This is a genomic window from Streptomyces sp. NPDC058632, assembly GCF_042717095.1.
GTDB lineage: Bacteria > Actinomycetota > Actinomycetes > Streptomycetales > Streptomycetaceae > Streptomyces.
Genome location: NZ_JBHXQZ010000011.1, coordinates 92,065 through 105,045, shown reverse-complemented (window position 1 = coordinate 105,045; position 12,981 = coordinate 92,065). Strand labels below are relative to the sequence as shown.

Genomic DNA, 12,981 nt, shown 5'->3' with positions numbered 1-12,981 from the left:
CCCCCGTCCCCGATCTCCGATCCCGTTCCCCGATCCCGTTTCCTCTCCCCGCACTTGACCCTGACGTGGGGGAAGGGTGGAGGCTGACCGGGACCTCAGGAGGAGGTACCCCGAGAAGTACTCCGCCTGCCGGTGGAGAGCCCCTAGGGGTACCTCCGTACTACGGCTCGGGGAGGGGTCGTACCGGCGGAGGACGAGACGGGGCGGGGTCGTTCCTTAACCTGGCTTTACGCCGCTGGGGGGTGGCGAGCACACCACCGGGGGTGGGGTTTTCCCCAGAGGAAGACTGCGCCGGGCACCAGGGCGCCCGGCCTTCCCCGCCGTCAGACTGAACCACGTCGAACGAACACGCACGAAGCGGCCGTCGGGCATGACGGCGGTCGCGCGGGCACCGCTTTCCCACTTGCCGACCGACATAGGAGACTTACCGTGACATCGGCTGTAACCATTCCCAAGCACGGAGGAACTGGTGGGCGTACGGCCGTTGCCGCGCGGGCACGGCAGGTCGTGAAGGCGTACGGGTCCGGTGAGACCCGCGTCGTGGCCCTGGACCACGTGGACGTGGACATCGCCCGCGGCCGGTTCACCGCGATCATGGGCCCGTCGGGGTCCGGCAAGTCCACGCTGATGCACTGCCTGGCCGGGCTCGACACCGTGACCAGCGGGCAGATCTACCTGGACGAGACGGAGATCACCGGGCTGAAGGACAAGAAGCTGACGCGGCTGCGCCGGGACCGGATCGGGTTCATCTTCCAGGCGTTCAACCTGCTGCCGACGCTGAACGCGATCGAGAACATCACGCTTCCCATGGACATCGCCGGCCGCAAGCCCGACCGGCCGTGGCTGGACCGGGTGGTGGAGACCGTCGGCCTGTCCGACCGGCTGAAGCACCGGCCCACCCAGCTGTCCGGCGGGCAGCAGCAGCGGGTCGCGGTGGCGCGGGCGCTGGCGGCCCGGCCGGAGATCATCTTCGGTGACGAGCCGACCGGGAACCTCGACTCGCGCGCGGGTGCCGAGGTCCTCGGCTTCCTGCGCCGCTCGGTCGACGACCTGGGCCAGACCATCGTGATGGTCACGCACGACCCGGTCGCCGCCTCCTACGCGGACCGGGTGCTGTACCTCGCCGACGGCCGCATCGTCGACGAGATGCACAAGCCGACGGCCGAGCAGGTCCTGGACCGTATGAAGGACTTCGACGCCCGGGGGCGTACGTCATGACTGTCCTGAAGACCTCGATGCGCAACTTCCTCGCACACAAGGGGCGGATGGCGCTGTCGGCGGTGGCGGTGCTGCTGTCGGTGGCGTTCGTGTCCGGAACGCTGGTGTTCACGGACACGATGTCGACGACGTTCGACAAGCTGTTCGCGGCCACGGCGTCGGACGTCACGGTCAGCGCCAAGGACGCCTCCGACGGCGGCCAGACCACCTCCGACACCGGCAAGCCGCCGGTCATCGCCGAGTCCGTGCTCGCCGAGGTACGGGACGTGGACGGGGTGAAGTCGGCCGAGGGGGCGTTGCACTCCACCTCGCTGACCGTCGTCGACAACGACAAGGAGAGCCTCTCGCCCACCAGCGGCGGCCCGACCATCGTCGGCAACTGGACCGCCAACGACGCCCGCACCATGAAGATCACCTCAGGTGCGCCGCCGAAGGGCTCCGACCAGGTCGTGGTCGACGCCGACACCGCCGACAAGCACGGGCTGAAGCTCGGTGACGAGGTCGACGTGATCAGCGTGGTCGGCACGCACACCGCGAAGATCTCAGGCATCGCCGACTTCACCGTCACCAACCCCGGTGCCGCGATCTTCTTCCTGGACACGAAGACCGCCCAGCAGGTCCTGATCGGTGAGAGCGGCGTCTTCACCAACGTCAACGCCACGGCCGCCGACGGTGTCAGCGACGACCGGCTGAAGCAGAACGTCGTGGCCGCTCTGGGCGGCGACTACAAGGTGCTGACCGCGAAGGAGAGCGCGGAGGCCGGCCAGCAGGACGTCGAGGGCTTCATGAGCGTCATGAAGTACGCGATGCTCGGCTTCGCCGGGATCGCGTTCCTCGTCGGCATCTTCCTGATCATCAACACGTTCTCCATGCTGGTCGCCCAGCGCACCCGGGAGATCGGCCTGATGCGGGCCATCGGTTCCTCCCGCAAGCAGGTCAACCGCTCGGTGCTGATCGAGGCGCTGCTTCTCGGTGTCGTCGGGTCGGTGCTCGGGGTGGCGGCGGGCGTCGGGCTCGCGGTCGGGCTGATGAAGCTCATGGGCTCGGTCGGCATGGAGCTGTCCACCGACGACCTCACGGTCGCCTGGACGACCCCGGTGGTCGGACTGCTCCTCGGTGTCGTCGTCACCGTCCTGGCCGCCTACCTGCCCGCGCGGCGGGCCGGGAAGATCTCCCCGATGGCCGCGCTGCGGGACGCGGGTGCTCCCGCGGACGCCAGGGCCGGCTGGATCCGGGGTGGCATCGGCACGCTCCTGACCGCGGTCGGCGCGGCCGCGCTGTACCTCGCCTCGGCGGCGGACAAGGCCACCGAGGGCTCGATGTGGCTGGGCCTGGGTGTGGTGCTCTCGCTGATCGGGTTCGTGCTCGTCGGCCCGCTGCTCGCCGGCGGTGTGGTGCGGGTGCTGGGCGTCGTCGTGCTGCGGGGCTTCGGTCCCGTGGGACGGATGGCCGAGCGCAACGCCCTGCGCAACCCGCGCCGCACCGGCGCCACCGGTGCCGCGCTGATGATCGGGCTGGCCCTGGTGGCGTGCCTGTCGGTGGTCGGCTCGTCCATGGTGGCCTCCGCCACCGACGAGCTCGACAAGACAGTCGGCACGGACTTCATCATCCAGTCCGACAGCGGCCAGCTCCTCACCCCGCAGGCGGTGAAGGCGGTGCAGGACACCCCGGAGCTGGAGCGCGTCACCGAGTACAAGTGGACCGAGGCGGACTTCACCACACCCGACGGAAAGCTGCTCAAGGACACGGCGATCACGGCGGCCGACCCGACGTACGCCACCGACCTGCGGGTCGAGACGGTGGAGGGGAAGCTCTCCGACGCCTACCGGCCCGACTCGATGTCCGTCCACGAGAAGTTCGCCGAGGACCACGGCATCAACCTCGGCTCGACGATCGACGTCGCGTTCAAGGACGGGGAGACCGGCACGCTGACCGTCCGGGCGATCACCAGCAGCGAGGCGGTGGTCGACGCGGGTGCGATCTACACGTCGATCGACACCCTCGCGACGTACGTCCCGGCCGACAGGCTGCCGCTGGACATGCTGCTCTTCGCCACGGCGAAGGAGGGACAGCAGGAGGCCGCGTACACGGCGCTGAAGGACTCGCTGCACGACTACCCGCAGTACACAGTGCGCGACCAGACCGACTACAAGGAAGCGCTCAAGGACCAGATCGGCCAGCTGCTGAACATGATCTACGGCCTGCTGGCCCTGGCGATCGTCGTCGCGATCCTGGGTGTGGTGAACACCCTGGCCCTGTCGGTGGTCGAGCGGACGAGGGAGATCGGCCTGATGCGGGCCATCGGCCTCTCGCGCCGCCAGCTGCGCCGCATGATCCGCCTGGAGTCGGTCGTCATCGCCCTCTTCGGTGCCCTGCTGGGCCTGGGGCTCGGCATGGGCTGGGGCGCCACCGCCCAGCAGCTCCTCGCGCTGGAGGGTCTGAAGGTCCTCGAGATCCCGTGGCCGACGATCATCGGTGTGTTCGTCGGCTCGGCGTTCGTGGGGCTGTTCGCGGCTCTGGTCCCGGCGTTCCGGGCGGGCCGGATGAACGTCCTGAACGCGATCGCCACGGAGTAGCCGCGGCCGGCCACCGCACACGGGGGTTGCGGGGGAACGCCCGGCGCCGGGGAGCCCAGGAGGGCCACCGGCGCCGGGCGGCTTCGCGCGTGCGGGGGCCGAGGGCGGCCGGAGCCCACGGGACGGCGACGGCGTCCGGCCCCGGCCCTACGTACCGGCGCACGCCTCACGCGCCCCGTCCGCCCCGTCCGCGCCGGCGGGAAAGTAGGCGGGACTGAACGTCTCCCGTACGAAGACCAGCGGCCCGCCCGCGTCGCACATCACGTACGTCTTCGACGCGCAGGTCTTGTCCGGTGCCTCGGGCCAGGAGGCACGGCCGACGTGGAGCAGGCGCCGCTCCAGCCGGCTGCCCCGGCCGGCCAGCGCGTACCCCAGGGGCCGCGGGGACAGCATCGCCGCGTCCACGTCCGCGTCGCGGCCGGCCGCGGCGATCACGACGTTGGCGGAGACGGGTACACCGGCGGGCGTGACCAGCCGGGTCCGGCGCAGCAGGCACGGCCGGCCCGCCTCGAGACCCAGTGCCGCCCGGGAGGCGGAGTCGTCGAGGGCGTGCGCGGACAGCCGGGCGGTGTGGGTGATCCGGACGTGCAGGGACGCCTTCACCACCGCTTCGAGCAGGACGGTCGTCAGGCCGTCGCTCGCCAGGAGCATGCGCGTGCGGGCCGAGGCGAACTCGGCGATGCGCCGGTCGAGACCGGGCGCGGGACCGGGGAGCGGAGCGTAAGGAGGAGCTGTGGTCATCTGATACGCGGCCTGCTTTCGCTGAATGCGGGAGGACTCGTCTCGGAGCGCAGGAGTGCAGGAGTGCAGGAGTGCGCGGGAGCGGGGCGGGCCTATCGGGCGGCCTCGTGCGGTCTGCGGCCCCACGCCGTCAGCATCGCGATGAACATCTCACGGGTCGAGGGCCGGCGCACGTGGGCGACGGCCTCGTCCAGCGTGGCCTTGGACACCCCGTCGGCCAGCAGGTGGCTCTCGGACTGCTCGAGCGTGTGCGCGACGAAGGTGCCGAACCCCGGATTCATCCCGATGATCGGATGGTGTGCGAGCAGACCGACCTTGGTCAGTCCCAGGTCCGTGAGGATCTGCGGGTACCGGGAGGCGAAGTGGAGGTCGCTGCCGATCACGTTCGCCATCATGCGGAAGTGGCCCGTCATCACCTCGCGGTAGGCGGGGTGGTGGTACTGCTCGGGGTGCAGGGCGACGCCGTCGCTGAGGACCAGCAGCCCGCCCGGCCGCACCCAGGACAGCATGCGGGGCAGCAGTTCCTCCCGCTGTCGCAGGTGCATCACCAGCAGCCTGGCGTGGACGAGGTCGAACTCGCCCGGAGGGAAGTCGGTGTCGTTGACGTCGGCGTGGACGACATCGAGGTGCGACCGCTTCCGCGCCAGGAACGTGATGTCGCGGTCGAGCGCGGTGACCGGCCCGTGGACGGTCCGGCTCAGCCAGGAGCTGACGGTGCCGGTCCCCGCTCCGACGTCGAGGCAGCGCCAGCCGGGCCCGACACCGAGGTCGTGCAGGGTCTGGAAGGAGACCGGGTCGAGGGCCCGGGTGAGTCCGTCCAGACGTGTCTGTTCGTTGTCGCGTGCCGATGAGAAGAGCACATCGCCGTAACTTTCCGTAGCCACGGTCGGATCAACGATCTACCGGTTGTGACGACACGGGCGGCTCGCCGAGGGCCGTCCGCCGCCTGTCCGCCGCCCGTCCGCCCCCCGTCCGCCGCCGGACGGGCGGCGGGGCCGGGGCCGGGCGTCGTACGCTGGAGACCCCCGGCCCGCGGCGCGTGTCGGGCCCGTCGTGTTGCACACCTCCGGAGGGAAACCGCCCCGAATGAGCCTGCACGGTCTGTTGGACGCCGTCGTCAAGGACACCGCCCTCGCGGAAGCGATCTCGGCGGCCGCCGACGGCAACCGCATGCATGTCGACCTGGTCGGCCCCTCCGCCGCCCGTCCGTTCGCGGTCGCCGCCCTCGCCCGGGAGACCGGCCGTACGGTGCTGGCCGTGACGGCGACCGGCCGGGAGGCGGAGGACCTGGCGGCGGCCCTGCGCTCCATGCTCCCGCCGGAGGAGGTCGTGGAGTACCCGTCCTGGGAGACGCTGCCGCACGAGCGGCTCAGCCCGCGCAGCGACACCGTGGGACGCCGCCTGGCCGTGCTGCGCCGGCTGGCGCACCCCCGCGCGGACGACCCGGAGACGGGCCCGGTGTCGGTCGTCGTCGCGCCCGTACGGTCCGTGCTCCAGCCGCAGGTCAAGGGCCTGGGCGAGCTGGAGCCGGTCGCGCTGCTGACCGGGCGGAGCGCCGACCTGGGCGAGACGGTCGAGGCGCTCGCCGCCGCCGCGTACGCACGCGTGGAACTGGTCGAGAAGCGCGGCGAGTTCGCCGTACGCGGCGGCATCCTCGACGTGTTCCCGCCCACCGAGGAACACCCCCTCCGGGTGGAGTTCTGGGGCGACGACGTCGAGGAGATCCGTTATTTCAAGGTCGCCGACCAGCGTTCCCTGGAGGTCGCCGAGCACGGCCTGTGGGCACCGCCCTGCCGTGAGCTGCTGCTCACCGAGGACGTACGGGGGCGCGCGCGGGTGCTGGCCGAGCGGCACCCGGAGCTGGGCGAGCTGCTCGGGAAGATCGCCGAGGGGATCGCGGTGGAGGGCATGGAGTCCCTCGCGCCGGTCCTGGTCGACGACATGGAGCTGCTGCTCGACGTCCTGCCCGAGGGCAGCATGGGCGTCGTGTGCGACCCGGAACGGGTGCGCACCCGCGCGTCGGACCTGGTGGCGACCTCGCAGGAGTTCCTGCAGGCGTCCTGGGCGGCGACCGCCCAGGGAGGCGAGGCGCCCATCGACGTCGGCGCGGCCTCCCTGCGGTCCATCGCGGACGTCCGTGAGCGGGCCCGCGAGCTGGGGATGATGTGGTGGTCGGTGTCGCCGTTCGCCGCCGACGAGTCGTTCGCGTCCGACGGGGACGGCGACGGGGCGGGTGGCTCGGACACCCTCAAGCTCGGCATGCGCGCCCCGGAGGCCTACCGGGGCGACACCGCGCGGGCGCTCGCCGACACCAAGGGCTGGCTCGCCGACGGCTGGCGCACGGTGTTCGTCACCGAGGGCCACGGCCCGGCCGCCCGTACGGTGGAGGTGCTGGGCGGCGAGGGCATCCCGGCCCGCCTGGCCGGGGCGGCCGACGGGAAGGCGGGGACGGGCGAGCTCGGCGAGATCGCCCCGGCCGTCGTCCACGTCGCCTGCGGCTCCATCGACAACGGCTTCGTCGACCCCGTGCTCGGACTGGCCGTGCTCACCGAGACCGACCTGACCGGCCAGAAGGCGTCCGGCCGCGAAGGCGCGCGGATGCCGGCCCGGCGCCGCAAGACCATCGACCCGCTCACCCTGGAGCCGGGCGACCACATCGTCCACGAGCAGCACGGCGTCGGCCGCTACATCGAGATGGTGCAGCGCACCGTGCAGGGCGCGACCCGCGAGTACCTGGTGGTGGAGTACGCCCCCGCCAAGCGCGGCCAGCCCGGCGACCGCCTCTACATCCCCACCGACCAGCTGGAGCAGATCACCAAGTACGTCGGGGGTGAGGCACCCACCCTGCACCGGCTCGGCGGCGCCGACTGGACCAAGACGAAGGCCCGCGCCAAGAAGGCCGTCAAGGAGATCGCCGCCGACCTGATCAAGCTGTACAGCGCGCGCATGGCGGCCCCCGGGCACGCCTTCGGCGGCGACACGCCCTGGCAGCGCGAGCTGGAGGACGCCTTCCCGTACGTGGAGACGCCCGACCAGCTCACCACCATCGCCGAGGTGAAGGAGGACATGGAGAAGACGGTCCCCATGGACCGGCTGATCTGCGGCGACGTCGGCTACGGCAAGACGGAGATCGCGGTGCGGGCCGCGTTCAAGGCCGTCCAGGACGGCAAGCAGGTCGCCGTCCTCGTCCCCACGACGCTGCTGGTGCAGCAGCACTTCGGCACGTTCGGCGACCGGTACGCGCAGTTCCCGGTGAACGTGCGGGCGCTGTCCCGGTTCCAGACCGACACGGAGGCCAGGGCGGTCCTGGAGGGCCTGAAGGACGGCTCGGTGGACGTCGTCATCGGCACCCACCGGCTGTTCTCCTCGGAGACGAAGTTCAAGGACCTGGGCCTGGTCATCGTCGACGAGGAGCAGCGGTTCGGTGTCGAGCACAAGGAGCAGCTGAAGAAGCTGCGCGCCAACGTCGACGTGCTGACCATGTCCGCCACCCCGATCCCGCGCACCCTGGAGATGGCGGTCACCGGCATCCGAGAGATGTCGACGATCACCACGCCGCCGGAGGAGCGCCACCCGGTGCTCACCTTCGTCGGCCCGTACGACCAGCGGCAGATCGGCGCGGCCGTCCGCCGTGAACTGCTGCGCGAGGGGCAGGTCTTCTACATCCACAACCGGGTCGAGTCGATCGACCGCGCGACGGCACGGCTGCGCGAGATCGTGCCCGAGGCGCGCATCGCGACCGCCCACGGGCAGATGTCGGAGTCGGCGCTGGAGCAGGTCGTCGTCGACTTCTGGGAGAAGAAGTTCGACGTGCTGGTGTCGACGACGATCGTCGAGTCCGGCATCGACATCTCCAACGCCAACACCCTGATCGTGGAGCGCGGCGACAACTTCGGCCTGAGCCAGCTGCACCAGCTGCGCGGCCGGGTCGGCCGCGGCCGGGAGCGCGGTTACGCGTACTTCCTGTACCCGCCGGAGAAGCCGCTGACGGAGACCGCGCACGAGCGCCTCGCGACGATCGCCCAGCACACCGAGATGGGCGCGGGCATGTACGTGGCGATGAAGGACCTGGAGATCCGCGGCGCCGGAAACCTGCTCGGCGGCGAGCAGTCGGGCCACATCGCGGGCGTCGGCTTCGACCTGTACGTCCGGATGGTCGGCGAGGCCGTCGCGGACTACCGGCGCCAGCTGGAGACCGGCGGGATCCAGGAGGAGCCGCCGCTCGAGGTCAAGATCGAGCTGCCCGTCGACGCGCACGTCCCGCACGACTACGCGCCCGGCGAGCGGCTGCGTCTGCAGGCGTACCGGGCGATCGCCGCCGCCGACAAGGAGGAGGACGTCACGGCGGTGCGCGAGGAACTCGTCGACCGCTACGGCACGTTGCCGGAGCCGGTGGAGAACCTGCTGCTGGTGGCGGGGCTGCGCATGCTCGCCCGCGCGTGCGGTGTCGGCGAGATCGTCCTGCAGGGCAACAACATCCGGTTCGCCTCGGTGGAGTTGCGCGAGTCCCAGGAACTCCGGCTCAAGCGGCTCTACCCGGGCACGGTCATCAAGCCGACCGCGCGTCAGGTGCTGGTGCCCCGCCCGAAGACCGCGAAGGTGGGCGGGAAGCCGTTGGTCGGCCGGGAGCTGCTGGCGTGGGTCGGGGAGTTCCTGACGTCGATCCTGGGGTCGTGACCGGCCTCGCCCCGTTCCGGATCCCCGGACACGCGAAACGGCGGACACGCGAAACCGCCCACGGGAAGGGGAGTCCGTGGGCGGTTCCCGGCCCTGGGCCACGTCGGGTTCCGGTGACGTGAGCTCGGACGGCTGAGCGAGGAGACCCGGGTCTACGCCTGGTCGCGGTGGCCCCGGTTCCGGTGCATGCCGAACCGTTTCTCGGCCTGCCGCTGTCCGGTGTCGATCTGCTCCTCGTGCTTGCCGCCGGTCCTCTCGTTGATCTTCTTCTCCGCGGCGTCGGAGGTCTTCTTCGCCTTGTCCTGCGCCGAGCGGTTGCTCTTGAACTTGTCGAGGATGCCCATCCGGAGCTCCTTCCCGGGTGACTCAGCACCGACCCTACGCGGAATGCGCCCTTCATGCTCGATTTGTACCGATGTGGTCTGTACCTCTCTCTGGCTACGGTGGGACCATGCGCGATCCGGCCGATCGGGGGCGGGTGCAGAGGGGCAAAGGGGTGGTGCGCCGTGGGGCGGTACTCGACGACGTTCTCGGCGTGCGCGGCACGGGGCGGGACGCGGGGCGGAGCGGGACGTACAGGGGTGGCGGCGCTGGCCGCCGTGCTGCTCCTCGCCGGCTGCGAGGCGCTGGAGGAGGGGAGCGGTTCTCCCGCCGAGGGGGGTGGCAGCGGCGCGGCGCAGGCGTCGGACGGACGCGCCGTCAGCCCCCTGGACAACCCGGACGGCACCGAACCGGGCCTCGCCCCGCTGACCGGGGAGGCGGACCGGGCCGACGGGCGCGAACTCATCGAGACGGTGCGGACCAAGGGGCGCGGGCCGAGGACCGGTTACGACCGCGACGAGTTCGGCTACGCCTGGAAGGACACGGCCGACGGAGTGCCGTTCGCCCGCAACGGTTGTGACACGCGGAACGATCTCCTCCGGCGCGACGGGCAGGAGCTGCGGTTCCGGTCCGGTTCGGACTGCGTGGTGGTGGCCATGACCCTGGTCGACCCGTACACCGGCAAGAGCATCGAGTGGCGCAAGGAGGAGGCGTCCGAGGTCCAGATAGACCACGTGGTGCCGCTCTCGTACAGCTGGCAGATGGGTGCCTCCCGCTGGTCCGTGGACAAACGGGAACAGCTGGCGAACGACAGTCTCAACCTCATCCCGGTCGACGGCGGCGCCAACTCCTCCAAGAGCGACTCCGGGCCCGCGGCCTGGCTGCCGCCCGGCAAACAGGTCCGGTGCGCGTACGCGGTCCGCTTCGCCCAGGTCGCCGTCAAGTACGAGATGCCGGTGACCGCCGCCGACAAGGAGATGATGCTGCGGCAGTGCGGCGGCTGACCGCCCTGACGGCAACGGTTCGGTACACACCGGGACCGGTTGTCCCTGTCGGCCTATACGCTCGGACTTCCCGGTGCCTGCCGCTCGCGCGGTTTCGCCCGCCCGTACCACCCGCACGACCCGTACGACGCGTGTTGCTTGCGCGCTCGCACCCCTCGTACTACTCGCACCACTCGTCCCATCGGCTACACCGGTCCAGGAGCAGTCATGTACGGCCACGGCGCGGCGCCGCCCCAGCGCAGTACGGCAACGGTCATCTCCCTGCGCGTGCTGATCGCCGCCGCCGGCATCCTGTCGTGCGGACTGCTGGCCTCCGTACCGCTGTTCCGGGTCGCGGTCCTGCGGGGACGCCTCCCCGACTGGCTGATGGCCTGGGTGAGCCTGCCGCTGTCCCTCTTCCTGCTCGTGGTGATCGGTTCGCTGCCGGAGTCGGACCCCCGGACCGATGTCGCCCTCTTCGGTCTCCTGCTCCTGGGTGCCGGCGCGGCCGCGTACTACCTGACCGTGGACATCCGCCACCACCACCGGCTGCGCCAGTACGGGGCGCACGGCATCCCGTCGCCCCACGTCACGACGATGCACGCGCACGGCGACACCCCCGCCCCGTACGGCTACCCGCGGCCCACGTCGCCGTACGCGCACACGCCGGTGCCGCAGCCCCAGCCCGGAATGCCCCCGCAGATGCCCCCGCCGCCCGTGCCGCACCACGACGGGGCCTCCGCCCCCGTGCCTCCGGCCCAGCCGCAGCAGCCCGGCCCGGCCCGGATCGACCAGGTGCGCGCCGAACTCGACGAGCTCAGCGACTACCTGCGCAGAAGCGACGGCGGTCGGGGCGACGGCACCCATCAGGGGGGCAGGTGAGTGTGACGGCGGGACGTGTCGTCGCCGGCCGCTACGAACTGTCCGCGCTCATCGGACAGGGCGGCATGGGACAGGTCTGGACGGCCTACGACAAGCGGCTGGACCGGCGGGTCGCGGTGAAACTGCTGCGCCCGGACAAGGTGGCCGGCCAGGAGGCCGACGAACTGCGCCGCCGCTTCGTGCGTGAGTGCCGGGTGACCGCCCAGGTCGACCATCCCGGCCTGGTCACCGTGCACGACGCGGGCAGCGAGGGCGACGAACTGTTCCTCGTCATGCAGTACGTCGACGGCGCCGACCTCGGTGACCACCTCGCCGAGCACGCCCCGTACCCGTGGCAGTGGGCGGTGGCGGTGGCCGCGCAGTTGTGTGCCGCGCTGAGCGCGGTGCACGCCGTGCCGATCGTCCACCGCGACCTCAAACCGCGCAATGTGATGGTGAAGCAGGACGGCACGGTCACGGTGCTCGACCTGGGCGTCGCCTCCGTCATGGACAGCGACACCACGCGCCTGACCCACACCGGTTCGCCCATCGGCTCGCCCGCCTACATGGCCCCGGAGCAGGCGATGGGCGGCGTGGTCGGCCCGTACACGGACCTGTACGCGCTCGGCGTGCTGCTGCACGAACTGCTCAGCGGTGACGTGCCCTTCGCGGGCTCGACGGCGCTCGGCGTGCTGCACCGGCACCTCTACGAGGCGCCGCAGCCGGTGCGCCAGGTCCGCCAGGAGGTCCCCGAGGCCCTGGAGGCGCTGGTCCTGCGTCTGCTCGCCAAGGACCCCCAGCACCGCCCCGCCTCCGCCCAGGAGGTCTACGAGCACCTGACGCTGCTGCTGCCGTCGCGGGGCACCCCCACCGGAGCCCCCCTCGACCCCACACGCCCCTTCCTGCGCCCGCACGCCCCCTGGCCGGACCGCGCACGCACCCCCGCGCCCCAGCCCGCCCCCGCCACACCGCCCGCGCCCGTCGCGGAGAAGGCCGACGTCGCCGCCGCCGTGGACGAGGTCAAGCGGCTGCTCGGCGAGGGCCGCATCACGCAGGCCGTGGACATCCTCGGCGGGATCCTGCCCGTCGCCGCCGAGCAGCACGGCGAGCACTCGCCGGTCGTCCGCACCCTGCGCAAGCAGTACGCGGCCACCCTCCTGGACGACGGCCAGTACCGGCGCGCGCTGCCCGAACTGCGCCGCCTCGCCGACGAACGCGCCACCGAGGCGGGCCAGGCCGACCCGCAGTCCCTGCGCTACCGCTACGAGGCCGCCCAGTGCCTGGAGCAGCTCGGCCAGCCGACAGCGGCGCTCTCCGAGTACCGGGCCCTGCTGCCGTACTACGAGAACCGGTACGTGGCCGCGGGCGACCCCCAGCTCGCCCATGACGTCCGCCGCCGCATCGGCCACCTCCTGCTCGCCCTCGGCGACCGCCCGGCCGCGCACGAGACCCTGGCCCGGCTGCTGCACGACGTGGAGCGCTCCCAGGGCCCCGGCCACCCGCTCGCCGGCGAGATCCGCCGGACCCTGCAGTGGCTGGGGCAGGTGCGCGGATAGCGGGGCAGGACGTCCCTTTTCGCGACCCGGGCGGACCGGTGGGTGTGC

Annotated in this window: 9 protein-coding genes; 6 read left to right on the top strand and 3 right to left on the bottom strand. The window is 71.7% G+C overall.

Annotation, left to right across the window (positions count from 1 at the left end):
* The first annotated feature begins 429 nt into the window (after positions 1-429).
* Together ACFWVE_RS07090 and ACFWVE_RS07085 are read left to right on the top strand one after the other, a co-directional pair.
* On the top strand, positions 430-1,218 hold the full coding sequence (locus ACFWVE_RS07090; RefSeq protein WP_384009046.1) for an ABC transporter ATP-binding protein: 789 nt from the start codon (positions 430-432) through the stop codon (positions 1,216-1,218).
* On the top strand, positions 1,215-3,794 hold the full coding sequence (locus ACFWVE_RS07085; RefSeq protein WP_384009044.1) for an ABC transporter permease: 2,580 nt from the start codon (positions 1,215-1,217) through the stop codon (positions 3,792-3,794). The genes ACFWVE_RS07090 and ACFWVE_RS07085 overlap by 4 nt, the downstream gene beginning before the upstream one ends.
* A gap of 147 nt (positions 3,795-3,941) precedes the next feature.
* Here ACFWVE_RS07085 and ACFWVE_RS07080 read toward each other — a convergent pair whose 3' ends face one another.
* A complete protein-coding gene (locus ACFWVE_RS07080; RefSeq protein ID WP_384009042.1) occupies positions 3,942-4,535 on the bottom strand; it encodes a hypothetical protein in 594 nt (197 codons plus the stop codon).
* A gap of 92 nt (positions 4,536-4,627) precedes the next feature.
* Positions 4,628-5,419: a class I SAM-dependent methyltransferase gene (locus ACFWVE_RS07075; RefSeq protein WP_384009040.1), complete on the bottom strand. Its 792-nt coding sequence runs from the start codon at positions 5,417-5,419 to the stop codon at positions 4,628-4,630.
* Between the two features lie 202 nt (positions 5,420-5,621).
* Here ACFWVE_RS07075 and mfd point away from each other — a divergent pair, with 202 nt between their 5' ends.
* On the top strand, positions 5,622-9,212 hold the full coding sequence (gene mfd / locus ACFWVE_RS07070) for a transcription-repair coupling factor (RefSeq protein WP_384009038.1): 3,591 nt from the start codon (positions 5,622-5,624) through the stop codon (positions 9,210-9,212).
* Between the two features lie 152 nt (positions 9,213-9,364).
* On the opposite strand, the gene ACFWVE_RS07065 is transcribed toward mfd, so the two are convergent.
* Positions 9,365-9,556 carry an antitoxin gene (locus ACFWVE_RS07065; RefSeq protein ID WP_384009037.1) on the bottom strand — a complete coding sequence of 64 codons (192 nt, stop codon included), beginning with the start codon at positions 9,554-9,556 and terminating at the stop codon, positions 9,365-9,367.
* Between the two features lie 237 nt (positions 9,557-9,793).
* Here ACFWVE_RS07065 and ACFWVE_RS07060 point away from each other — a divergent pair, with 237 nt between their 5' ends.
* The 3 genes from ACFWVE_RS07060 (at position 9,794) to ACFWVE_RS07050 (ending at position 12,933) form a co-directional block, all read left to right on the top strand.
* The gene (locus tag ACFWVE_RS07060) at positions 9,794-10,537 is read left to right on the top strand and encodes an HNH endonuclease family protein (protein WP_384009035.1); all 744 of its coding nucleotides are present in this window, start codon (positions 9,794-9,796) and stop codon (positions 10,535-10,537) included.
* A 207-nt stretch (positions 10,538-10,744) separates the two neighbouring features.
* Positions 10,745-11,398 carry a hypothetical protein gene (locus tag ACFWVE_RS07055; RefSeq protein ID WP_384009033.1) on the top strand — a complete coding sequence of 218 codons (654 nt, stop codon included), beginning with the start codon at positions 10,745-10,747 and terminating at the stop codon, positions 11,396-11,398.
* Positions 11,399-11,436: 38 nt separating this feature from the next.
* A complete protein-coding gene (locus ACFWVE_RS07050) occupies positions 11,437-12,933 on the top strand; it encodes a protein kinase (RefSeq protein WP_384009054.1) in 1,497 nt (498 codons plus the stop codon).
* The last annotated feature ends 48 nt before the right edge of the window (positions 12,934-12,981 follow it).

Excerpts from the sequence above, each read along its gene's own strand:
- ACFWVE_RS07065 (WP_384009037.1), bottom strand. The coding sequence starts at position 9,556 with ATGGGCATCCTCGACAAGTTCAAGAGCAACCGCTCGGCGCAGGACAAG.
- mfd (WP_384009038.1), top strand. The coding sequence starts at position 5,622 with ATGAGCCTGCACGGTCTGTTGGACGCCGTCGTCAAGGACACCGCCCTC.
- ACFWVE_RS07085 (WP_384009044.1), top strand. The coding sequence starts at position 1,215 with ATGACTGTCCTGAAGACCTCGATGCGCAACTTCCTCGCACACAAGGGG.
- ACFWVE_RS07080 (WP_384009042.1), bottom strand. The coding sequence starts at position 4,535 with ATGACCACAGCTCCTCCTTACGCTCCGCTCCCCGGTCCCGCGCCCGGT.
- ACFWVE_RS07055 (WP_384009033.1), top strand. The coding sequence starts at position 10,745 with ATGTACGGCCACGGCGCGGCGCCGCCCCAGCGCAGTACGGCAACGGTC.